At 70.2% G+C, this 22,891-nt stretch carries 21 protein-coding genes; 11 read left to right on the top strand and 10 right to left on the bottom strand.

The genetic code is table 11. The features are described 5' to 3' along the window. Nucleotides 1-162 precede the first annotated feature (162 nt). Entirely contained in the window at nt 163-837 is a 675-nt protein-coding gene (locus DCW30_RS31105) for a pirin family protein (RefSeq protein WP_076686542.1), read from the top strand. Between the two features lie 51 nt (nt 838-888). On the opposite strand, the gene DCW30_RS31110 is transcribed toward DCW30_RS31105, so the two are convergent. Further along, nucleotides 889-1,704, bottom strand: coding sequence for a serine hydrolase domain-containing protein (locus DCW30_RS31110; protein ID WP_076686543.1), 816 nt, complete (start codon nt 1,702-1,704; stop codon nt 889-891). Nucleotides 1,705-2,003: 299 nt separating this feature from the next. Here DCW30_RS31110 and DCW30_RS31115 point away from each other — a divergent pair, with 299 nt between their 5' ends. Continuing rightward, nucleotides 2,004-2,474: a MerR family transcriptional regulator gene (locus DCW30_RS31115; RefSeq protein ID WP_076686544.1), complete on the top strand. Its 471-nt coding sequence runs from the start codon at nt 2,004-2,006 to the stop codon at nt 2,472-2,474. Between the two features lie 6 nt (nt 2,475-2,480). Continuing rightward, nucleotides 2,481-3,494 carry an aldo/keto reductase gene (locus DCW30_RS31120; RefSeq protein ID WP_076686545.1) on the top strand — a complete coding sequence of 338 codons (1,014 nt, stop codon included), beginning with the start codon at nt 2,481-2,483 and terminating at the stop codon, nt 3,492-3,494. A gap of 138 nt (nt 3,495-3,632) precedes the next feature. Here the strand turns inward: DCW30_RS31120 and DCW30_RS31125 are convergent, their stop codons facing one another. The 7 genes from DCW30_RS31125 to DCW30_RS31155 form a co-directional block, all read right to left on the bottom strand. Further along, nucleotides 3,633-4,844 (bottom strand): acyltransferase family protein, encoded by a 1,212-nt coding sequence (locus DCW30_RS31125; protein WP_076686546.1) that lies wholly within the window; start codon nt 4,842-4,844, stop codon nt 3,633-3,635. 56 nt (nt 4,845-4,900) lie between these two features. Beyond that, nucleotides 4,901-6,076 (bottom strand): alpha/beta hydrolase, encoded by a 1,176-nt coding sequence (locus DCW30_RS31130; RefSeq protein ID WP_076686547.1) that lies wholly within the window; start codon nt 6,074-6,076, stop codon nt 4,901-4,903. A gap of 155 nt (nt 6,077-6,231) precedes the next feature. Beyond that, nucleotides 6,232-6,903, bottom strand: a complete 672-nt coding sequence (locus tag DCW30_RS31135) for a response regulator (RefSeq protein ID WP_076686548.1) — start codon at nt 6,901-6,903, stop codon at nt 6,232-6,234. Beyond that, nucleotides 6,900-8,267: a sensor histidine kinase gene (locus DCW30_RS31140; RefSeq protein WP_076686549.1), complete on the bottom strand. Its 1,368-nt coding sequence runs from the start codon at nt 8,265-8,267 to the stop codon at nt 6,900-6,902. The genes DCW30_RS31135 and DCW30_RS31140 overlap by 4 nt, the downstream gene beginning before the upstream one ends. A gap of 123 nt (nt 8,268-8,390) precedes the next feature. Then, a complete protein-coding gene (locus DCW30_RS31145) occupies nt 8,391-9,263 on the bottom strand; it encodes a DUF4429 domain-containing protein (protein ID WP_205576620.1) in 873 nt (290 codons plus the stop codon). A gap of 75 nt (nt 9,264-9,338) precedes the next feature. Further along, the gene (locus tag DCW30_RS31150; RefSeq protein ID WP_076686551.1) at nt 9,339-10,550 is read right to left on the bottom strand and encodes an alpha/beta hydrolase; all 1,212 of its coding nucleotides are present in this window, start codon (nt 10,548-10,550) and stop codon (nt 9,339-9,341) included. Nucleotides 10,551-10,764: 214 nt separating this feature from the next. Beyond that, nucleotides 10,765-11,400, bottom strand: a complete 636-nt coding sequence (locus DCW30_RS31155) for a TetR family transcriptional regulator (protein ID WP_103557498.1) — start codon at nt 11,398-11,400, stop codon at nt 10,765-10,767. 115 nt (nt 11,401-11,515) lie between these two features. Between DCW30_RS31155 and DCW30_RS31160 the strand changes: the two genes are divergently transcribed. Beyond that, nucleotides 11,516-13,126 (top strand): DHA2 family efflux MFS transporter permease subunit, encoded by a 1,611-nt coding sequence (locus DCW30_RS31160; RefSeq protein ID WP_076686552.1) that lies wholly within the window; start codon nt 11,516-11,518, stop codon nt 13,124-13,126. Nucleotides 13,127-13,490: 364 nt separating this feature from the next. Then, complete coding sequence (locus tag DCW30_RS31165; RefSeq protein ID WP_076689375.1) at nt 13,491-13,868, top strand: peptidase inhibitor family I36 protein; 378 nt, start codon at nt 13,491-13,493, stop codon at nt 13,866-13,868. Between the two features lie 378 nt (nt 13,869-14,246). Here DCW30_RS31165 and aceE read toward each other — a convergent pair whose 3' ends face one another. After that, complete coding sequence (gene aceE / locus DCW30_RS31170) at nt 14,247-16,979, bottom strand: pyruvate dehydrogenase (acetyl-transferring), homodimeric type (protein WP_076686553.1); 2,733 nt, start codon at nt 16,977-16,979, stop codon at nt 14,247-14,249. A gap of 379 nt (nt 16,980-17,358) precedes the next feature. Here aceE and DCW30_RS31175 point away from each other — a divergent pair, with 379 nt between their 5' ends. The 6 genes from DCW30_RS31175 to DCW30_RS31200 all read left to right on the top strand — a co-directional run bounded on the left by DCW30_RS31175 (nt 17,359) and on the right by DCW30_RS31200 (nt 22,009). Next, nucleotides 17,359-17,790, top strand: coding sequence for a DUF3052 domain-containing protein (locus DCW30_RS31175; RefSeq protein WP_062781860.1), 432 nt, complete (start codon nt 17,359-17,361; stop codon nt 17,788-17,790). 234 nt (nt 17,791-18,024) lie between these two features. After that, a complete protein-coding gene (locus tag DCW30_RS31180; RefSeq protein ID WP_062781865.1) occupies nt 18,025-18,492 on the top strand; it encodes a peroxiredoxin in 468 nt (155 codons plus the stop codon). A 112-nt stretch (nt 18,493-18,604) separates the two neighbouring features. Beyond that, a complete protein-coding gene (locus tag DCW30_RS31185; RefSeq protein ID WP_062781869.1) occupies nt 18,605-19,180 on the top strand; it encodes a TerD family protein in 576 nt (191 codons plus the stop codon). A 172-nt stretch (nt 19,181-19,352) separates the two neighbouring features. Continuing rightward, entirely contained in the window at nt 19,353-19,928 is a 576-nt protein-coding gene (locus tag DCW30_RS31190) for a TerD family protein (protein ID WP_076686554.1), read from the top strand. Nucleotides 19,929-19,992: 64 nt separating this feature from the next. After that, nucleotides 19,993-21,138 carry a DUF475 domain-containing protein gene (locus DCW30_RS31195; RefSeq protein ID WP_062781875.1) on the top strand — a complete coding sequence of 382 codons (1,146 nt, stop codon included), beginning with the start codon at nt 19,993-19,995 and terminating at the stop codon, nt 21,136-21,138. A 130-nt stretch (nt 21,139-21,268) separates the two neighbouring features. Next, nucleotides 21,269-22,009 carry a TerD family protein gene (locus DCW30_RS31200; protein WP_076686555.1) on the top strand — a complete coding sequence of 247 codons (741 nt, stop codon included), beginning with the start codon at nt 21,269-21,271 and terminating at the stop codon, nt 22,007-22,009. Between the two features lie 3 nt (nt 22,010-22,012). On the opposite strand, the gene DCW30_RS31205 is transcribed toward DCW30_RS31200, so the two are convergent. After that, nucleotides 22,013-22,885: a TerD family protein gene (locus tag DCW30_RS31205; protein WP_076686556.1), complete on the bottom strand. Its 873-nt coding sequence runs from the start codon at nt 22,883-22,885 to the stop codon at nt 22,013-22,015. Nucleotides 22,886-22,891: the final 6 nt, after the last annotated feature.

Below are 22,891 nucleotides of genomic sequence, written 5' to 3' on the forward strand. Positions count from 1 at the left end.
GTGGGGGTGTCGGGGTTGGGGTCTGTTGTGCGGGTGTGTGGGGGCGTGACGGTGCGGGGCATGCGGTGCGGTGGCTGCGGTGGCTGCGGTGGGGCGCGGCGGTGGCCGTGCGGCGGCGGCTTCGGGGCAGCGGCGGGCGGCCCCGGGGCTAACGTGGGGAAGGTGATTGAAGTACGGCGCTCCGGCGACCGGTACCGCGGCGGGGAGCCGGCGGCCGGAATCGAATCCCTGCACGCCTTCTCGTTCGGGCCCCACTACGACCCCGACAACCTCCGCTTCGGCGCGATCCTCGCCTGCAACGAGGAACGCCTGGCCCCCGGCACGGGCTTCGACGAGCACCCCCACAGCCACACCGAGATCGTGACCTGGGTCGTCGAGGGCGAACTCACCCACCGCGACTCGACGGGCCACGCCTCCCTGGTCCGCCCCGGCGACGTCCAGCACCTCTCGGCCGCGGGCGGCGTCCGCCACGTGGAACGCAACGACGGCGACACCCCCCTCGTCTTCGTCCAGATGTGGCTGGCCCCGCTCACCCCGGGCGGCGACCCGTCCTACGAGGTCGTGCACGGCATAGCCGACTCGACCCCCTACGCGGTCCCCGGCGCGGGAGCACTGCTCCACGTCCGCAGGCTCGGCCCCGGCGAACGAGCCGCCCTCCCGGACGCCCCGCACCTCTACGTCCACGTGGTCCGCGGCGAGACCGGCCTCGGCCAGGAACTACTGGGCCCCGGCGACTCGGCCCGGGTCACCGGAGAGACGGACCTGGCGGCTGCCGCCACCGGGGGCGGACCGGCGGAGCTGCTGGTGTGGGAGATGACGGGCCCGCCCCAGGGCTGAGCCGACCCCGCGAGGCGCACGCCGGTCGGCGGTCGCCCCGGGGGCCCGGCGTCAGAGCTCCGCCAGCACCGCGTCGGTGAACGCGGGCCAGACCTCGGTGGCCCACGGCCCGAAGGGACGGTCGGTCAGCGCCACGCAGGCGGCCCCGGCATCGGGGTCGACCCACAGGAACGTCCCGGCCTGCCCGAAGTGCCCGAACGTCCGCGGCGACGACGCGCTCCCCGTCCAGTGCGGCGACTTCGAGTCCCGGATCTCGAACCCGAGCCCCCATTCGTTGGGATTCTGGTGCCCGTACCCCGGCAGAACACCCTTCAGCCCCGGATACGTCACCGTCATCGCCGCGGCCACCGTCCGCGCGTCGAGCAGCCTCGGCGCCTGCACCTCGGCCGCGAACCGGACCAGGTCGTCCACGGTCGAGACGCCGTCCTTGGCCGGCGAGCCGTCCCCTTCGAGCGAGGTGGACGTCATCCCCAGCGGTTCGAGCACCCCTTGGCGCAGATACTCTCCGAAGGGAATGCCCGTCGCCTTGGCGATGTGCTCCCCGAGGACCTCGAACCCGGCGTTGGAGTACAGCCGCCGCACCCCCGGCTCCGACGTCACCCGGTGCTCGTCGAAGGCGAGGCCACTGGTGTGCGCGAGCAGGTGCCGAACCGTCGACCCCTCGGGCCCGGCGGGCTCGTCCAGCTCCACCGCGCCTTCCTCGTACGCCACGAGCGCCGCATAGGCCGCGAGCGGCTTCGTGACCGAGGCCAGCGCGAACCGCCGGCCGGTCGGTCCGTGCGCCCCGGCCACCGTCCCGTCCGCGCGTACGACAGCGGCGGCAGCGGTGGGGACCGGCCAGTTCTCGATCAACGCCAGGCTCTGCATGCGCCCGAGCCTAATTCCTCTCCGGCACCCGAGTCCGCCGGGGTGGACCCCGCCCATCCGGCGGAGAGCGGACGACGACCGGGCATCGACGGGACGGCGACCCGGGCTGAGACCGGGCGGCGACCGTGCGGGGGCCCCGGCGGCGACCGGGCCGAGAGCGGGCCGAGCCCGAGCGGCGGCCGGGGCGGCCACCGGGCAGCGACCAGGCGGCGACCGGGGAGGCCGAGGGACGAGATGGCCCACCATTTCCTCCGAATCCGCTTGCTTGGAGTGCACTCCAAGGTTCTAGCGTGAGGGTCATGACGGTGACGGAGACCACGCCTGCACCAGCCCCCGCCAGGGCCGGAGCCCCCATCCATGCCCCGGAGCCCGGCCACCCGCGTCCGACCGGCCAGGATCGCTACACGATCAGTGAGGTCGCCGCCTTCACCGGCCTGACCGCGTACACCCTGCGCTGGTACGAACGGATCGGCCTGATGCCGCACATCGACCGCTCCCACACGGGTCAGCGCCGCTACCGCAACCGCGACCTGGGCTGGCTCGCCTTCGTCGGCAAGCTCCGCCTCACCGGCATGCCGGTGGCCGACATGGTCCGCTACGCCGAACTCGTCCGTGAAGGCCCGCACACCTTCGCCGAGCGCCAAGACCTCCTGGAGCAGACCCGACGCGACGTGCGCACCCGCATCGCCGAGCTGCAGGACACCCTCGCCGTCCTCGACTACAAGATCGACACTTACGCGGGCGCCCGCAAGGCGTCGGAGAGGCTCTGAACACTGATGACGCAGAACATCGCGACAGCCCGGCTCGGCGACCACGGCCCCGAGGTGGGCGTCCAGGGCCTCGGCTGCATGGGCATGAGCTTCGCCTACGGCCCCACCGACGCCGACGAGGCCCGGGCCACCCTCGACCGCGCCCTCGAACTGGGCGTCACCTTCTACGACACCGCCGACGTCTACGGCATGGGCGAGAACGAGAAGTTCCTCGCCCCCTTCCTCAAGGCGCACCGCGACGAGATCGTCCTCGCCACCAAGTTCGCCCTGGCCATCGATCCGGCCGAACCGACGAAGCGGCACATCGACAACTCCCCCGCCTACATCCGCGCCAGCGTCGACGCCAGCCTGCGCCGCCTGGACACGGACGTCATCGACCTCTACTACATGCACCGCCGTGACCCGCGGGTCCCCATCGAGGAGACGGTCGGCACGATGGCCGAACTCGTCACCGCGGGCAAGGTCAAGCACCTCGGCCTCAGCGAGGTCACAGGACCCGAACTGCGTGCCGCCCATACCGTCCATCCCATCGCCGCCGTCCAGTCGGAGTGGTCTCTCTTCAGCCGTGACATCGAGAAGGGCGTGGTCCCGGCCGCCGCCGACCTCGGCGTGGCCCTCGTGCCCTACTCCCCGCTCGGTCGCGGCTTCCTCACCGGCGCCTTCGTCCACGCAGACAAGGAACTCGACAAGGACGACTTCCGCCGCCAGCAGCCCCGCTTCACCGGCGACAACGCCACCGCCAACGCGGCCCTGCTCGACCCCGTCCGCACGGTCGCCGACGCCCACGGCGCGAGCCTCGGCCAGATCGCCCTCGCCTGGGTCCAGCAGCAGAGCGAACTCCACGGCCTGCCCGTCATCCCGATCCCCGGCACCCGCAAGCGGACCCGCGTCGAGGAGAACACGGCGGCCACCCGCATCACCCTCACCGAGGACGAACTCGCCCTCCTCGCCCCGATCGCCGCCGCCGTCGCGGGCAACCGCTACGCCGACATGACCTTCACCTCGGCCGGCCGCGAGTGATCCCAACGGGACGCCGCTAGGGGCCACTTGCCGCTCGGGTCGCCTTCCGGCGAGGCCGGCCCGAGCGGGGAGCCCTGAGCCGCGAGCTCAGGGTCCCGAGTCCCCGAGCCCCGGATTCCCGAGCCCCGAGCCCCGCGCTCACGTCAGCCCCAGAGCGAAGGCCGCGAAACCGGCCGCCAGGAGTCCCGCGAGCGCACGGCGGGCGTGGGACGTCCGCTGCCATGGGGCCTCGAAGCCGCGGGCGTACCGGCCTATCAGCACGAGCAGTGCCGCGAGCACCGGCAGCCAGGCCACCCGCGCGGCTATCCAGGCGAAGGAGTCGGGCCCCGTGGTGAGCCCCGGTATCTCTCCCAGGAACGAGCCCGGCACGGCCGTGGCGAGCAACGCCGTCTGATGCCAGCACAGGATGGTCATCGCCGACAGGTTGATGACGACCACCGGCGCCCACAGGGCGGGCCGGCGCAGCAACCCGCCGATGCGGTCCCGGAGCAGGATCGCCGCGCCGCTCTGCGCGGCGGCCAGGGCGAGGACCAGCAGCGACGGCGGATGCGAGTTCGTGCGGGCCTCTCCGGGGACGCCGACCATCGACGCCGGGTAGTGGAAGGCGAGCAGGAGTGCGGCGAAGAGAGCGGCGCCGCCGAGGAGCAACAGCCAGCCGCCGCGCCTGCCCAGTTTCCTCTCGCCCCAGGCGACCCCCAGTTGGTAGGCGAACATCCATCCCGGCAGCAGATTCAGCAGGCTCAGCCAGGAGGGCGCGGAGGCCGCGAACGGGCCGTAGCGCAGGAAGTCGACGAGGGCGACCGAGCCGATCAGGGGAAGCGCGGCCCAGGCCCCGAGCCGCTCCGCCGTGCGTATGCACCACGGCGTGAGAGCCGTGATCACCGTGTAGACGCCCACGAACCACAAGGGCTGGATGACCAGCGTGGACGCGGTGCGCAGGGACGTGCCCGGCACACCGGCCGCGTACAGCACGGGTATCAGCGCGGCCCAGACGGCAGTCACCCCGAGCACCGGCCGCCCGAGCCGGGCGATGCGCCCCCGCAGCCAGCCCCCTGTCGACTCGCCGCGCGCGACCGCCCGCCGGTAGGACAGCGCGGAGGCGTAGCCACCGACGAGGAAGAAGATGCCCAGCATCTGCAGCACCCAGCTGAGCGGTGCGAGGAAGCCGAACGAGGACAGGGGGCTCGCGTTGTGCAGCGCGCCCCCGGCGTCGAGGGTGAAGCCGCCCAGGAGCCAGTGCCCCGTCGGCACGGCGAGCAGCGCGAGTGCGCGCAGTCCGTCGATGGCCCGGTCGCGGTGGGCGGGGGTCTTGGCGTCGATGGCGGCCGCGGCTCGGCGCAGGCCACGCACAGGCGACTGTCCGCGCGCTCCGGGCTCTTTGCGCTGTACGGTCAGAACGGGGATCCTCATGGCCGTGCTCCGATGCCTCGCGTGCTGTCGTGGGTCTCGCCGGTGAGGTCGTCTCCGCCGGCGATGCGGGCGAAGGCCCGCAGGGAGTCGGTGCCGGGCGCGAAGTAGCCGGTGTGGCCCTTCACCCGCTCGGCGGGAATGTGCCGGGCGCCGAAGCCGGGGGCGGCCGGGTCCTCGCCGTGGCCGAGGCCGAACAGCTCGACGTTCGGCACCTTGCTGATCCAGTCGCTGTCGTCCTTGGCCGCCCAGACCCGGGCCTCGGTGTGCAGATCGGCCACACTGTCGGCTCGCATACCGGGGGAGCCGAGCACCACCAGGTCCCTCGCGGGCAGTCGGGGAGCGGCGAGGCCGCAGACCACCGAGCCATAGCTGTGGCAGAAGAGGGCGGGCCGGGGGGCTCCTGTGGCCGTCAGGCCCTGGACGAAGCGCGCCAGGCGGGGTGCGCCCGCCTCGGCGAGCCGGCCCGTGGCCGCGTCGGGGCCGAGGCCGACCGGGGTGGTGTACCCCACCCAGGCCACCACGGCAGTGCCGTCGCCGGCCGCCGCGCGCAGGGAGCGGGCCATTCCCGACGGTGTGCCGTACGTGCCCTTGGCGCGGTCGAAGGTGCTGAGGTCGATGTCGGATCCCGGCACCACGACGGAGACGTCCCGCGCGCCCGCCAAGTCCCCGTACACCTCGGCGATCTGGCCCCGCCCGCGAGGGTCGAAGGCCAGGATCTGGCGTCCCGGGGCGAGCAATTCGTCGTATCGCGACATCGATGCGCGAGCGCGCTCATGGTCCTGCGCGGTGAGGTCGGGGTCGGTGGAGCGGGCCCGCTCGCGCGCCCGCTCGGCGCGGAGGGAGAGCTTGTTGGCCTGGTACCGAAGGGCTGTCGGAGCTCCGTCGAGGTTGCCGACCACCGAGGGGTGCCGCGCCGCCAGATCCTCGCGCTGCCCGGCACTGAGCGACGCGAAGAACGCGGCGATCCGGGCGGGGGAGGCGCTCGCGGGGTCCGGGAGCCGGAGGCCCCACGGGTGGTCCGCGCGCCATGAACTCGTGCCCGGGGGTGGGCCCGTGAGCGGCTGTTGTTCGCTGCCGACGGCCCAGCCCGCCGTGCCCGTCACCGCTGTGGTCGTCAGCGCGACGGCGACCAGCGCCCTCTTGCTCCGAGCCTTCCATGACCGCAGCCGCATGGCCGGTCTCCCTCCCCGTTTCGTGGCGCCGGTGGCCTGACGCTGCGAAAGGTAGGGAGACGGTGATCGGTGGCACGTCACACCCGGGAGCCAACTCCCGGGTGATACCGGAGTACTCAGTGCCGTCCGGAGGTGCTACCGCAGTAGGGGGTGGGTCACTGCTCGCCGGGCGTGACCAGGCCCGATTCATACGCGAAGATCACTGCTTGAGCGCGATCCCGCAGGTTCAGCTTGTTGAGCACACGGCCGATGTGGGTCTTGACCGTCTGCTCGGCGAGAACCAGGCGCTCGGCGATCTCCTGGTTGGAGAGGCCGCGCGCGATCAGCACCAACACCTCGGTCTCACGCGGCGTGAGACCGTTCAACCGCAGCGCCTCGCGCGGCGCGGGGCGCTGCTTGGCGAAGTCCGCGATCAGGCGCCGGGTCACCGAAGGGGCGAGCAGCGCCTCGCCGGACGCCACCACGCGCACGGCCGAGATCAGGTCGGCGGGCGGTGCGTCCTTGAGCAGGAAGCCGGAGGCTCCGGCGCGCAGCGCTTCGTACACGTAGTCGTCGACGTCGAAGGTGGTGAGCATGAGCACCTTCGGCACGTGCACCACTCCCGGTGGCGGGTCCAGCAGGGCGCGGGCGGCGCTGAGTCCGTCCAGCTCCGGCATGCGGACGTCCATCAGGACCACGTCGGGGTGGGTGCTTCGGCTGACCTCGATGCCCTTCTGGCCGTTCTCCGCCTCGCCCACGACGTCGATGTCGCTCTGCGCGGCCAACAGGGCGGCGAATCCCGCGCGCACCATGTTCTGGTCGTCGACGATGATCACGCGGATGGTCATGCGGTGCCGGAGCCCTTCGGGAGGAGGGGGAGCCGGGCGGCGACGCGGAAGCCGCCGCCGGGCAGCGGCCCGGCGTCGACCGTGCCGCCGACCAACCGTACGCGCTCGCGCATGCCGACGAGCCCGTGGCCCGTACCGCTGCCTTCCAGTGGGGCGGGCGGCTCGCTGGAGGGGCCGTTGACGACGAGGACCAATAGATACTGGTCGTCCAGACTCACCGTGATCGTGGTGCGGGCGCCCGGAGCGTGGCGCATCACGTTCGACAGGGCTTCCTGCACGATTCGGTAGGCGGACAGGTCCACGGCCGGGGACACGTGGGCCAGTTGTGTGAGGATCGCGAGCTCGGGGCGTGACAGGTCGATCGGTATGCCGGCCCGCACCGTGGCCTCGACCAGGTGCGGCAGCCGGTCGAGGCCTGGCTGGGGCGCCCGCTCGCCGTTCGCGCCCTCGCTGCGCAGCACCGCGAGCAGCCGCCGCATCTCGGTGAGGGACTCGCGGGCGCTCGCCGCTATGCTGCCGAACTCCTCGCGGGCCGCGTCGGGGAGCCCGTCCAGCCGGTAGGGCGCGGAGTCCGCCTGGACGGTGATCACCGACATGTGGTGGGCGACGACGTCGTGCAGCTCGCGGGCGATGCGTGCCCTTTCCTCCAGAAGCGTGCGCTGGGCGCGCTCGGCCTCGCTGATGGTCTCCTGCTCGACGAGCCGGCGCCGGGCGTCGCCGCGCTCGCGCAGCAGTGTGCCGAGCATCAGCACGGACCCGCTCAGCACGATCAGCAGCACGCTGGTGTCCTGGCTTCCCTCGCCGCTGAACGCGCCGAGCACCAGCCCGGACACCACCGTCACCATCCAGATGCCCAGGAGGGTGCGGCGGCTCTCGCGCAGGGACAGCGCACAGCAGAGGACCACGTACCCCACGATGATCATGGGGGTCCAGGGGGCCGGACGTCCTGCGTTGGCCGACATCGTGACGATCGCGCCGATGATGTCCGCCGTGATCACGATCCACCAGGCCGGGAGCGGCCGGGTGATCGCGAGGAACAGCGGGGCGGACTGGGCCACGGCCAGGGCACCCGCGGGGCCGCCGCCCACGCCGTAGTCGTTGGTCAGGACCTGGACGGTGACCGGGATCAGGACGACGACGAAGCCGAGCGCGATCACCTGGGGCAGCAGCCGCACCCAGCGCTTGGGGGCGTCGGCGAGCAGCGGCTTGGTCGACACGGCTGGTGTGGAGAGCGAGACTCCCGCGGCCCGCAGACCGTCGAAGACCGCGGCCGCCGCACGCCGGGCACCGGCCCCGCGGCTGTCCGGCTCCGGGTCCGGACGGCGGGGCCCCTGATCGTGGGGCGTCGAGGATGCGCTGTTCATGGCCCGATCAGCGTAGGCGTCCCGCCCCCCTCGTGCCGTCATACCAGGGAGCTGGACCACACCTCATACCCCGGTATCACCGCGGCCCCAGGCGTGGCGCCCGTGGCCTCGTGACGGCTTGGGTCACAGCTCCGCCAGCAGCTCGGCCTTCTTCGCCGTGAACTCCTCGTCCGTGAGGAAACCTGCCTGGTGCAGTTCGCCGAGGTGGCGGATGCGGTCCGCGATGTCCGCCGGGTCACGTCGGGCCACGGTCGCGGTGGCGACGACGCCGCCGAGGGCCAGGGCGGGGCCGGATGTCCGTACCGCCGCGAGGACCGAGGCGGCGAACGGCAGCGACTCATGGACCGGGCCGTAGCCCAGACCGAAGACGACGGCCGCCGGGTCCTGGTCGGCCTGCTGGGGCTGCGCCACCGGAGCGTCCCGGCGCAGCAGCCGCAGATGCCCCTCGAAGACCTCGGGGGAACGCCATTCGATGCCGCTCAGGTCCGAGACGGCGAAGCTCTGGTCACCGGCCTTCCACTTCGCCGACGAGGCGCCCGTCCAGAACCACCGGAAGGAGACCTGCTTGCCGTCGAAGGACGCCTTCCCGTCGTACGCCTTGAACTGCAGAGGCGCCTCGGGCGCGGCCACCAGATAACGGTCGGCGGGTTCGCCGTCGTCGGGCCGGAGCTGGGCCCGCAGCTCGTCCGCGTAGTACTCGGCCAGCGTCTCCCGCTCGGCGGGCAGCACGAGGCGGTAGGGGTCGCAGCTCTCCTTGAGCTGGCCGGCCGCGGCCTCCATCAAGGGATCGCCGCCCGGTCTCGGCACGGCATGCAACACCACGGTCCCGCGTTTGCCGGGGGAGAGAGTCACCGCCGTGATCGCCTCATACGGGACGCGCCGTTCACCGAGCGCCTGGAACAGCTTCGGTGTGCGGATCCCCCGTTCGAAGCGGATGAGCACGGAGTCGGACTCGAACTCCCAGGCGGCATGAAATCCGGCCAGTACGTCACCCATGCGGCTCATCGTAGGCGGCACGCGCGCCTCCGTCCCTCCTGTGGCGGCCCGCTGTTGCATCGATTTCTACGCGCGTCAGGCCGCCGCCGCGCCGGAAATGCCTTCCCGGCAGGCGTCGTCCCGGCTCGCGCACCGCACAGCGTCGTACATGCCGGTGCCGATCTCGGCGAAATTGCGCAGGCTCTCCGTGCCCGGCTCGAAGTAGCCGGTGTGGCCCCTGGCGCCGGTGGCGGACAGCACCCGCGCGCCGAAGCCGCCCGACACCGGGTCGGCTCCGTGGCCGATCCCGCCGACCTCCATGTACGGCACATCCTGAATCCAGTCGTCGCTGTCCCGTGCGGCCCAGATCCGCGCCCCCGTGCCCAACTCCGAGACCTTGTCGGCCCGCATGCCCGGGCTGCCCGCCACCGCGATGTCGGTGACCCGCGCGGGCAGGGTCCGCGCGGCGACGCCGCACACCACGGAGCCGTAGCTGTGGCAGTACAGCGCGACCGGGGAGCGACCGGGCAGGCCACGCACCATCGAGTCGAGGCGCACGGCCCCGCTCTCGGCGCGCATGGCCGTGGCCGCGTCGACGCCGATGCCGACGGGCGCGGTGTAGTCGGCCCAGGCGATCACCGCGGTACGCGCGCGTGGCTTCGCCTCGTGCTCCGCGCGGTAGAGCGCTTTCGCCATGCCCACCGGTGCCGAGTACTTGCGGAAGGTCCGCTCGAAGGTCAGCACGTTGGTGTCGACGCCCGGCACCACCACGGAGACGCGGCGGGCCTTGTCGAGGTCTCCGAAGACCTCCGCCATGCGACCGGAGCCCATGGGGTCGAAGGCGAAGACCTGCCGCTCGGGACGCATCATGACGCCGAACCGCTTCATGCGGCGCTCGGCCTCCTGCTGCCCCAGCGGGGAGAGGCGTTTGTCGCGCATGCGCTCCCGCTCCACCTCACGGGCCTGCCCCAGCGCGATGCGGTTGGCGCGGTATCGCAGCTGGACGGGCGCGCCGTTCATGTTGCCGACCGCCAGGGGGTAGCGCGCGGCGAGCCGGTGGCGCTGCCGCTTGTCGAGCGAGGCGAAGAAGCGGCTGAGCCGAGCCGCGGGAGCATCGGCGTCGGGCAGGGCGCGCCCGTCGATGTTCCCGTGCTCCCAGGCGGTGACGGCGGCTTCGAGAGGCGATGCGCCACCTCTGTTGTTGCGTACCGCGGTCCAGCCCGTCGTCGCCAGCATGACGAACACGACGGCGAGAGCAAGGAGGGCGCGCCAGGCGTTGAGTTGGGGTGAGGAGTCGAAGGAAGTCACTGCGGAACACCCTAGGAGAATCGTGATGCTTACCGTGCATCGCGTGAGGCAGATCACGTTTCCAGGCGGCTGATTGAGGCATGGCGGGCGCATTTTGACTCCGCTTGCTTACAGCGTGTGTACGACTCCAGTGGGGCTGTGCGCGACGTCCGTCGCTGCTGCACGGCTCTGCCGTGCGAGGGCTCGAGTGGCGTGTGCGTGTCGGCCGCGTTCCTCACCGCGTGTGCCAGTCCTGGGCCAGCGCGGGTCCCAGGTGGTCGAGGTACTGCCCGGTGAGCTCCCGGATCGACTCCAGGCTGGTGTCCTCGCCCGCGCCCCACAGCCGGCCCGTCACGCGCATCACGCCGCTGAACGCCGCGACCGCCACCCGGGGTCGCGGATCGGTCTCCATGTCGAGACCCTCGCGTTCGGCGATGACCCGGGCGACCTCGTCCTCGGTCTCGATGGAGCGGCGCATGTGGACGGCGAGCAGGGAGGGCGTCGACTCGATCATCTGGTATGTGCTCATGTGCAGCTCGACGGGGACGACCTCCTCGATCGACTGCCCCATCGCCTCCCAGGCGCCGAGCACGGCCTCGCGCAGCGCCACGAGAGGGGTCTCGTGGGCGGGACGCTCGCGCAGCACCTCGACGAATCGCGCTTCCACCATCTCCTGGACGGCGAAGACGGCTTCCTGCTTGTTCGCGAAGTACCGGAAGAACGTGCGCTGGGAGACGTCGACCGCCTCGGCGATCTCGTCGACGGTCGTCTCCTCGTACCCCTTGGTGGTGAAGAGTTCGAGCGCCGCGCGCAGGAGCGCGTTCCGAGTGCGCTGTTTCTTGCGCTCCCGCAATCCCGGTCCGGAGTTCACACCTTGGCCCTCTTTTCGCCTCTTTGCGCAGTTCAGCTTACCTGTGGGCCACGTGACAGTTACCGACTAGTGAATAAGTTTGTCAACTGTCAGTCGCTGTCACTAATCTTCCCGTATGACTAGTCAGACCACCGTCGAACAGGCGGACAAGGCGCCGGAGCCGGCGTCCGCTCCGACCCCGGCCAAGGGGCTCCGCGGCCACCCCTGGCTGACGCTCTTCTCCGTCGCGATCGGCGTGATGATGGTCGCCCTGGACGGCACCATCGTGGCGATCGCCAACCCGGCCATCCAGAAGGACCTCGGCGCCACCTTCGCGGAGGTCCAGTGGATCACCAACGGGTACTTCCTGGCGCTCGCCGTCGCGCTGATCACCGCGGGCAAGCTGGGTGACCGCTTCGGCCACCGCCAGACCTTCCTGATAGGCGTGGTCGGCTTCGCCGCCGCGTCCGGTGCCATCGGGCTCTCCGACAGCATCGCCCTGGTGGTCACCTTCCGCGTGCTCCAGGGCCTGTTCGGCGCCCTGCTGATGCCCGCGGCGCTCGGTCTGCTGCGCGCCTCCTTCCCGGCCGAGAAGCTCAACATGGCCATCGGTATCTGGGGCATGGTGATCGGCGCCTCCACGGCGGGCGGTCCGATCCTCGGTGGTCTGCTGGTGCAGCACGTCAGCTGGCAGTCCGTCTTCTTCATCAACGTGCCGGTCGGCGTCCTCGCCCTGGTGCTCGGCCTGGTCATCCTCAAGGACCACCGGGCCGAGAACGCCCCCAGGTCCTTCGACATCCTGGGCATCGTGCTGCTCTCGGCTGCCATGTTCTGCCTGGTCTGGGCGCTCATCAAGGCGCCCGAATGGGGCTGGGGCGCCGGTCTGACCTGGACGTTCATCGGCGTGGCCGTGCTGAGCTTCGTGCTCTTCGCGGCATGGGAGTCGAAGGTCAAGGAGCCGCTGATCCCGCTCGCCCTGTTCCGCTCGGTGGCGCTCTCCGCCGGTGTGGTCCTGATGGTGCTCATGGCCATCGCCTTCATGGGCGGCCTCTTCTTCGTGACGTTCTACCTGCAGAACGTGCACGGGATGAGCCCCGTCGACAGCGGCCTGCACCTGCTGCCGCTCACCTGCATGATGATCGTGGGATCGCCGCTGGCCGGAGCCATGATCACCAAGGTGGGCCCGCGTATCCCGCTGGCCGGCGGCATGGCGCTCACGGCTGCCGCCATGTTCGGCATGTCCACGCTGGAGGCGGGCACCGGCAGCGGTCCGATGTCGCTCTGGTTCGCCCTCCTCGGCCTCGGTCTCGCCCCGGTCATGGTCGGCGCGACCGAGGTCATCGTGGGCAACGCGCCGATGGAGCTCTCCGGCGTCGCCGGCGGCCTCCAGCAGGCCGCGATGCAGATCGGCGGCAGCCTCGGCACGGCCGTCCTCGGCGCCGTCATGGCCTCCAAGGTCGACAGCGACCTGGCCGGCAACTGGGCCGAAGCGAAGCTTCCGCCGCTCAGCGAGGCCGACCTCGACAAGGCCGCCGAGGCCGTCCAGGTCGGCGTGGCGCCGGTGCCGCCGAAGGCGCCGCCGTCCGTCGCCGAGCAGATCACCTCGGTCGCGCACGACACGTTCATGTCGGGCATGGGCCTGGCCTGCCTGGTCGCCACGGGCGTCGCGGTGGTCGCGGTCTTCGTCGCGTTCCTCACCAAGCGCGGAGCCAACGCGGAGGCCGGCGCGGGCGTCGGCCACATCTAGCCGCCGGCCCAGGCCTCCGGCTCCCGGCCCCGCCTCGGGTCGCCTGCCCCGGGCTTGCTGCCGGCCCCGGCCCCTGGCCCCGCCTCGGATCGCCGGCCCCGGCCGCCGCATCTCCACGACCGTCTGACCGCGAAAGTCAGGGAAAGCCCCCCAGGGAAAACCTGGGGGGCTTTCATGTATCAGGGTGACGCACCCCTTAAGGCCCTTCCGAAGCCCCGCTCGGCCGGTCCACAGTTCATGCAGGCGATCCGCTCGCAGCGGACGACCGAGCCACATGGCGTGAGGCAGCCGAGCCACACCACAGTGGACAGCCGAACGACACCACAGTGGACAACCGAGCCACACCACACGGGGGTTGAAGAAGATGCGTACGAACATGCCCGCCACCGCCACCCTGGCCGCCGCGCTCGCCGCGGTGATCCTGACGCCCACGGCGACCGCGGCCGCGGCGCCGCCCACGCTCCGGGACTGCGGACCGGGCGAGCTCTGCCTCTGGGAGAAGGCGGGATTCGAAGGCGACCGGAAGACATACGAGTTGGCCGACATCGACATCGAGAGCTGCATCGCGCTGCCGGCGGGGAGCGGCGCGGAGGCCCTGGTCAACCGCACCGGTCGGCCGGTCACCACCTACCAGTCCGCGGAGTGCGCGGAGACGGGCGAGTTCGACACCTATCCGGGCGGCGGCACCTGGGTCCCCGACTCGCCCTACCGCGTCCGGGCCTTCAAAGTCTGGGAGAGCTGAATGCGGGTACCCGAGACACAGAGCCCGCGCCGGCCGATGCCGGCCGACGTGAGAAGCGATGAAGCCGGGCTTCGGAGAGAACACGCGCGAGCACCCTCGCTCACGAGGCCGGACGTGACCCCGGAGCGGGCCGGACCGCGCGACGCTCAAGACGGCGGTCGAAGTGACCAGCACGATCAGCGCAACCAGCACGGCCCGTGCGGCCACCGCGACCGACGCGTCCTGAGAACGCCGAAGGGCGACGGGCTCAGGGCCCGCCGCCCTCGGCACAGGAGACGACTCAAGCCTCCCTGACCGCGCCACCACCACCTACGAGACAGCGGTCACTGGGACCACGACCGCTGAGAGGCGACGGCGAGGGGCCGCGAGGGACGGCGACTAAGCGTCGCCCCCGGCCGCCCCCGGATCGGCCGCGCCGACGTCCAGGAGCTGGTAGCGGTCGATCGCCTGCTTCAGTACGGAACGATCGAGCTTGCCCTCGCGGGCCAGTTCGGTCAGCACGCCGACCACGATCGACTGGGCGTCGATGTGGAAGAAGCGGCGGGCCGCGCCGCGCGTGTCCGCGAAGCCGAAGCCGTCAGCGCCCAGCGACTGGTACGTGCCGGGCACCCAGCGGGAGATCTGGTCGGGGACGCTCCGCATCCAGTCGGAGACGGCCACGAACGGACCCTCGGCGCCGGAGAGCTTCCGCGTCACGTACGGGACGCGCTGCTCCTCCTCCGGGTGCAGGAGGTTGTGGCGTTCCACGTCCACCGCCTCGCGGCGCAGCTCGTTCCAGGAGGTCGCCGACCAGACGTCCGCCTTGACGTTCCACTCCTCGGCGAGGATCTGCTGGGCCTCGACCGCCCACGGCACGGCGACGCCGGACGCCAGGATCTGTGCGGGGATGGCGCCCTGCTCGCCGGACTTGAAGCGGTAGATGCCCTTGAGGATGCCGTCGACGTCCACGTCCGCCGGTTCGGCCGGGTGCTGGATGGGCTCGTTGTAGACGGTGAGGTAGTAGAAGACGTCCTCGCTGTCGGGGCCGTACATCCGGCGCAGGCCGTCCTGGACGATGTGGGCGATCTCGTAGCCGAACGCCGGGTCGTAGGCGACACAGCCCGGGTTGGTCGAGGCGAGCAGCTGGGAGTGGCCGTCCGCGTGCTGCAGGCCCTCGCCGGTCAGGGTGGTGCGTCCGGCCGTCGCACCGAGGACGAAGCCGCGGGCGAGCTGGTCGGCCATCTGCCAGAACTGGTCGCCGGTGCGCTGGAAACCGAACATCGAGTAGAAGACGTACACGGGAATGAGCGGTTCGCCGTGGGTGGCGTAGGCCGAGCCCGCGGCGATCAGAGAGGCGGTGCAACCGGCTTCCGAGATGCCGTCGTGCAGCATCTGGCCCGTCGGGGACTCCTTGTAGGCGAGGAGCAGTTCGCGGTCCACGGCTTCGTACTGCTGGCCGAGCGGGTTGTAGATCTTCGCACTCGGGAAGAAGGCGTCCATGCCGAAGGTGCGGTACTCGTCGGGGGCGATCAGCACGAAACGCTTGCCGATCTCCTTGTCCCGCATGAGGTCCTTCAGAATGCGGACGAACGCCATGGTGGTGGCGATCGACTGCTGACCCGAGCCCTTCTTCGCGACCGCGTACGTCTTGTCCGCGGGGAGGGGGAGGGGCTTGGCGCGCACGACGCGGGTCGGGACGTAGCCGCCGAGGCTCTTGCGGCGGTCGTGCATGTACTGGATCTCTTCGGAGTTCCGGCCGGGGTGGTAGTACGGCGGGGCGCCGTCCTCCAGCTGCTTGTCCGAGATCGGGATGTGCAGACGGTCGCGGAAGCCCTTGAGGTCGTCGACGGTCAGCTTCTTCATCTGGTGCGTGGCGTTGCGGCCCTCGAAGTTCGGGCCGAGGGTCCAGCCCTTGACCGTCTGGGCGAGGATCACCGTCGGCTGGCCCTTGTGGGCCTTGGCCGCCGCGTAGGCCGCGTAGACCTTCTTGTGGTCGTGGCCGCCGCGGCCGAGGTGCAGGATCTGCTCGTCGGTCATGTTCTCGACCATGGCGCGCAGGCGCTGGTCGTCGCCGAAGAAGTGCTCGCGGATGTAGGCGCCGGTCTCGGTCGCGTACGTCTGGAACTGGCCGTCGGGGGTGGTGTTCAGCTTGTTGACCAGGATGCCGTCGCGGTCCTGGGCGAGCAGCGGGTCCCAGCTGCGGTCCCAGACGAGCTTGATGACGTTCCAGCCGGCGCCGCGGAACTGCGACTCCAGCTCCTGGATGATCTTGCCGTTGCCGCGGACCGGGCCGTCGAGCCGCTGGAGGTTGCAGTTGACGACGAAAGTGAGGTTGTCCAGGCCCTCGCGGGCGGCGATGGAGAGCTGGCCGAGCGACTCGGGCTCGTCCATCTCGCCGTCGCCGAGGTAGGCCCAGACGTGCGACTTGGAGGTGTCGGCGATGCCACGGGCCTCCATGTAGCGGTTCATCCGGGCCTGGAAGATCGCGCCGAGCGGGCCGAGGCCCATGGAGACCGTCGGGAACTCCCAGAAGTCCGGCATGAGGCGCGGGTGCGGGTACGACGACAGCCCGTGCGGAGCCTTGGACTTCTCCTGGCGGAACGCGTCGAGCTGCTGCTCGGAGAGGCGGTCGAGGAGGTAGGCGCGGGCGTAGATGCCGGGGGACGCGTGGCCCTGGAAGAAGATCTGGTCGCCGCCGTCGCCCTCGTCCTTGCCGCGGAAGAAGTGGTTGAAGCCCACGTCGTACAGAGAGGCGGAGGAGGCGAACGTCGCGATGTGGCCGCCGACGCCGATGCCGGGGCGCTGGGCGCGCGACACCATGACCGCGGCGTTCCAGCGGGTCGCGTTCAGGACCTTGCGCTCGATCTCCTCGTTGCCGGGGAAGAAGGGCTCGTCCTTGGTGGCGATCGTGTTGACGTAGTCCGTGCTGCGCATTTCGGGAACCGCCACGCGCTTCTCGCGCGCGCGTTCGATAAGTCGGAGCATCAGGTAGCGGGCCCGCTCGCGTCCGCGTTCGTCGACCGCGGCGTCGAGGGAGTCCAGCCACTCCTGGGTCTCTTCGGGATCGAAGTCCGGGACCTGGCTCGGCAGGCCGCCAATGATGATCGGGTTGCGATCGGATCCGGAAGCCACGCTGTTCCTTCGCTGTTGGGGCTCTCGCCTGGGTTCTGCCTGGCCGTGCACCGCTGTCCATCGTGTACCCGACGAACGCGAACGTCATCTCTACCGATAGGTAACCGAGGAGGTGACCGCGACATTGATCCGGCGACCCTGCGGTAGGCTCGACCAAATCGCAACGATACGCCCATCCCGCCTAGCCGCTTCGCAGAGCCGTTCGGTCTCGTACGGATGAGGCGCCAGTTGCGGCGACACGACGGGGAACGTCACCGTTTCGGCGGTCTCGACGGCCGGGTACTTGCGCGATCCGCCCCGCCCGTGTGGACTACGGCCAACGCCCCGCGCACGCGCGTGGCTGAAGGCATTCCCGAAAAACATGATCAGGAGGCAATCCGTGAGCGCGACCGCGGACCACGCGGAGACGAACCTTGCCGTAAGGCTTGGTTTCCAGCCCGACCAGGTGGTCCAGGAGATCGGCTACGACGACGACGTCGACCAGGAGCTCCGCGAGGCCATCGAGCAGGCCACTGGCACAGAGCTCGTCGACGAGGACTACGACGACGTGGCCGACGCCGTGGTGCTCTGGTTCCGTGAGGACGACGGGGACCTGACTGATGCGCTGGTGGATGCCATCGCGTACATGGAGGAGGGCGGCCAGATCCTGCTGCTGACTCCGAAGACCGGCCGCGACGGTTACGTCGAGCCGAGCGACATCGGTGAGGCGGCCACCACCGCGGGCCTGTCCCAGACCAAGAGCACGAACGCCGGCAAGGACTGGAGCGGTACCCGCCTGGTCACGCCCAAGGCGGCGGCCAAGAAGCGCTGACCACCCTCGCGCCGAGCCGCGCGCAACCAAGGACCGCGCCCGGCCGCGGTCCCACCGGATGACACCGTGAGGCCCCCACCGACGACTCCGTCGGTGGGGGCCTCACGCGCGTGGGCGCCCCGTGACGGCCGCGGGAGCAGAGGGAGCGCCCCGCATGGGCGAAGATCGGCGGACGTAGGGTGGTATCACCCGAACAGCCCCGGCCGAGGGGCTCCGTCGAAGGGATGCGTACTCATGGCGCTCGCTGGAATCGCGACCGGCACCAAGGCCCCGGAATTCGAGCTCAAGGACAACCACGGCCGGACCGTGAAGCTCGCCGACTTCCGCGGCGAGAAGAACGTGGTGCTGCTCTTCTACCCCTTCGCGTTCACCGGCGTCTGCACCGGCGAGCTCTGCGCGCTCCGCGACGAGCTGCCGACGTTCGTCAACGACGACACCCAGCTCATCGCCGTCTCCAACGACTCCATCCACACCCTGCGCGTCTTCGCCGAGCAGGAGGGCCTGGAGTACCCCCTGGTCTCCGACTTCTGGCCGCACGGCGAGGTCAGCCGCGCCTACGGCGTCTTCGACGAGGAGAAGGGCTGCGCGGTGCGCGGCACCTTCATCATCGACAAGGAGGGCGTCGTGCGCTGGAGTGTGGTCAACGGACTTCCCGACGCCCGTGACCTGAACGAGTACGTCAAGGCGCTCGAAACGCTCTGAGCACGCCCGGTTTTCGCTCACGGCCGGGAACCGGTCACTAGTATCCACACGTTGATCCGATGGCAAGCAACGCTTGGGGCTCCCCGCCCCTGGACACCAATTGGGAGGACTCGTGGGAGTCAGCCTCAGCAAGGGCGGCAACGTATCGCTGAGCAAGGAGGCGCCTGGCCTGACCGCGGTTCTGGTCGGCCTCGGCTGGGACGTCCGCACCACCACTGGTACGGACTTCGACCTGGACGCCAGCGCCATCCTGACGAACGCGGAGGGCAAGGTCAGCAGCGACCAGAACTTCGTGTTCTTCAACAACCTGAAGAGCCCCGACGGCTCCGTCGAGCACACGGGTGACAACACCACGGGTGAGGGCGAGGGCGACGACGAGGCGATCAAGGTCGACCTCGCGGCGGTGCCCGCCGACGTCGAGAAGATCGTCTTCCCGGTCTCGATCTACGACGCCGAGACCCGCCAGCAGTCGTTCGGCCAGGTCCGCAACGCGTTCATCCGCGTCGTGAACCAGGCGGGCGGCGCGGAGATCGCGCGGTACGACCTCTCCGAGGACGCCTCGACGGAGACCGCCATGGTCTTCGGCGAGCTGTACCGCCACGGCGCCGAGTGGAAGTTCCGCGCGGTCGGCCAGGGCTACGCCTCGGGTCTGCGCGGCATCGCGCAGGACTTCGGCGTCAACGTCTGAGCCGAAGCCGCCCTTCACCAGAGCCTGTCGTCATCCGGTCCGATCCAGACGGAAGACACCACTCGTCCGGCGCCGCACCCCACACACGTGCGGCGCCGGACGTGCTCACCACCGCGTGCCCCGTCACCATGAGGACACGTGTTCCTGTTCAACCTCGGGGAGGACCAGCAGCATGGGCGTCACACTCGCCAAGGGAGGCAACGTCTCCCTCTCCAAGGCCGCACCGAATCTCACCCAGGTCCTGGTCGGACTCGGCTGGGACGCGCGCTCCACCACCGGCGCTCCCTTCGACCTCGACGCCAGCGCGCTGCTGTGCGACGCGGGCCGGGTCCTCGGTGACGAATGGTTCATCTTCTACAACAACCTGAAGAGCCCGGACGGTTCCGTCGAGCACACCGGCGACAACCTCACCGGTGAGGGTGACGGCGACGACGAGTCGCTCCTGATCGACCTCTCCAAGGTGCCGGCGAACTGCGACAAGATCATCTTCCCTGTCTCGATCCATGAGGCGGACAATCGCGGGCAGACGTTCGGCCAGGTCAGCAACGCTTTCATCCGGGTGGTGAACCAGGCGGACGGGCAGGAACTCGCGCGTTACGACCTGAGCGAGGACGCCTCGACGGAGACCGCGATGATTTTCGGCGAGGTGTACAGGTATGGCGGCGAGTGGAAGTTCCGTGCAGTCGGGCAGGGGTACGCGTCGGGCCTGCGAGGTATCGCTCTAGACTTCGGGGTCAACGTTTCGTAAAGCAGGGGACCGGCGCGGGGGAGACCGCTAAACGGGAGCCCGTACATACACGATTGGGTAGCCAGTGATTCTGAAAACCTTCGGCTGGTCGTTCGCGGTCACCGCGCTCGGCCTGGTGGCCGCGGTGTTCTACGGGGGGTGGACAGGCTTCGGTGTCGTGGCGATCCTGTCCATCCTCGAGATCTCGCTGTCCTTCGACAACGCGGTGGTCAACGCCGGAATCCTGAAGAAGATGAATGCCTTCTGGCAGAAGATCTTCCTCACCATCGGCGTGCTCATCGCGGTCTTCGGCATGCGCCTGGTCTTCCCGGTCGTGATCGTCGCCGTCAGTGCGAAGATCGGCCCGATCGAGGCGGTCCGCCTCGCGCTCAACGAGAAGGACCACTACAAGCAGCTGGTCACCGACGCCCACCCGTCGATCGCCGCCTTCGGTGGCATGTTCCTGTTGATGATCTTCCTCGACTTCATCTTCGAGGACCGCGACATCAAGTGGCTCGGCTGGCTGGAGCGTCCGCTCGCCAAGCTCGGCAAGGTCGACATGCTGTCGGTCTGCATCGCGCTCGTCGTGCTCATGGTGACCGCGATGACCTTCGCCACCCACGCGCACCAGCACGGCGGCGCCCATGTGGACAAGGCGCAGACCGTCCTCATCTCGGGTATCGCCGGACTCATCACGTATCTGATCGTCGGCGGACTCTCCAGTTTCTTCGAGAACAAGCTGGAGGAGGAAGAGGAGCGGGAGCACGAGGCCGAGGAAGAGGCCGCGAAGGCCGGCAAGAAGGTTCCCGCCGTCCTGATGGCGGGCAAGGCCGCGTTCTTCATGTTCCTCTACCTGGAGGTCCTTGACGCGTCCTTCTCCTTCGACGGCGTCATCGGCGCCTTCGCGGTCACCAACGACATCGTCCTGATGGCGCTCGGCCTCGGCATCGGCGCCATGTACGTCCGGTCGCTCACCGTCTACCTGGTCCGCCAGGGCACCCTCGACGACTACGTCTACCTGGAGCACGGCGCGCACTACGCGATCGGCGCCCTCGCCGTGATCCTCCTGGTCACCATCCAGTACGAGATCCACGAAGTCATCACCGGCTCCGTCGGCGTCATCCTGATCGCCTGGTCCTTCATCTCCTCCGTGCTCCGCAACCGCAGGCTGGCGGCGGCCGAAGGGGGAGCCGGTTCAGGAGAGAAGACCGAGGTCTCGTCAGGGGTCTGACGCTGACCGAAAACCCCGCCCGCCTGTCCGATTCCGGGTTCCGGAGTGTGACGAAGGCCCGGGCGAGGAACGCTTGGAGCGGGGCGGCCGCCCCGTATCCGTAGGAGACACAAGGGCACTTGGGGGCGGCATGTCCTTCTGGGACGGACTGTGGCGCGGGCGTTCGATGGACTTTGAATCGGGCAGTGCCGCGAGCAACTCCATCGAACTGACCAAGCGGAACCCGACGGTCTCGCTGAGCAAGCAGGGAGCCGCCACCGGCAATCTGCGCGTCAACCTGTCCTGGCAGATGCGGCCGTCGGACTTCATGGGCAAGCAGCGGTCCAGCGGCAGTCTGCTGCGGCACCCGTTCAAGCTGTTCCAGCCGGACGTGGTGCAGGCCCACACCCAGGGCGTGGTCAACGTCGACCTGGACATCGGCTGCCTGTACGAGTTGACCGACGGGGCCAAGGGGGTCGTGCAGCCGCTCGGCAGCTTCTTCGGAAGCCTCAACGCGCCCCCGTACGTGCAGCTCAGCGGCGACGACCGGTTCGGCTCACCGTCCGGCGAGACGATCTACGTCAACCTCGACCACCGCGAGTCCATCAAGCGGCTCCTCGTCTTCGCGTACATCTACGACCAGACGCCCGCCTTTGACCGCACGCACGCCAAGGTGACGCTCTATCCCAGCAACGGGCCGCGGGTCGAGATCGACCTGGACGAGCGGCAGCCGCAGGCCCGCTCCTGCGCGGTGGTGTCCATCGAGAACGTCAAGGACGAGCTGATCGTCCGCCGCGAGGTGAAATTCGTCTACGGCTTCCAGGCCGAGCTGGACCGGCTCTACGGCTGGGGCCTCCAGTGGGGCCGCGGCTACAAGACCAAGGTCGGCTGATCCTCAGCGGGGCAGGAACTGCGGTCCCTGCGGCGGCAGCGCGAAGTTCGGGTCCGGCATCGGGGCCACCGGCTGCGGATAGCCGTACGACGGCTGCGCGAGCGGGGCGGGGCGGGCGATCGGCGCGGGCTGTGTGGGCGCCGCGGGCGGGTAGCCGTACGACGGCTGGGGCGCCGGGTGCCGGGGTGGCTCCGGCGGATAGCCGTACGAGGGCGGTGACTGCGGGGCGGGCTGCGCCGCGGACGGCTGCGGCATGGGCTGCGCGGGCGGCAGCGGGAAGGACGTCGAGGGCCCCGGCACGGACGGCAGGGGCTCGGGAGGCGGGGCGGACTCCGTGTCGTCCACGGAGATCCCGAAGTCCGAGGCCAGCCCCTCGAGACCGTTGGAGTAGCCCTCGCCGAGCGCGCGGAATTTCCAGCCCTCGCCGCGGCGGTACAGCTCGCCGCAGATCAGCGCCGTCTCCTCGCCGGTCTGCGGGGTGATGTCGAAGTAGGCGAGGGGTTCGCCGTCGGCGGCCATGGCGTCGTAGATCAGGATGCACAGGGCCGGTACGTTCTCGAAGGCGACGCCCTCCGCGGACGCGGCGAGGAGCACGCGGCTCACCGCGGGGTCCATGCCCGCCAGATCCGTCTGGATCGTGTCGGTGAGTCCCTCGGCGACCCGCTTCTTGCCGAGCCGCCAGACCTTGCCGCCGGGGTGGCGCGGCTGGTTGTAGAAGACGAAGTCCTCGTCCGAGCGGACCCGGCCGTCCCCGCCGAGAAGCAGCGCCGACGCGTCGACGTCGGGGACACCCTGCCCAGGGGCCCAGCGCAGCACGGCGCGGACCGCCGAGGCTTCGAGCGGGACGTTCGACCCCTTCAACATCGCGTGCGTCATGCGGTC

The organism is Streptomyces alfalfae, assembly GCF_004127445.1.
GTDB classification, from domain to species: Bacteria; Actinomycetota; Actinomycetes; order Streptomycetales; family Streptomycetaceae; genus Streptomyces; species Streptomyces alfalfae.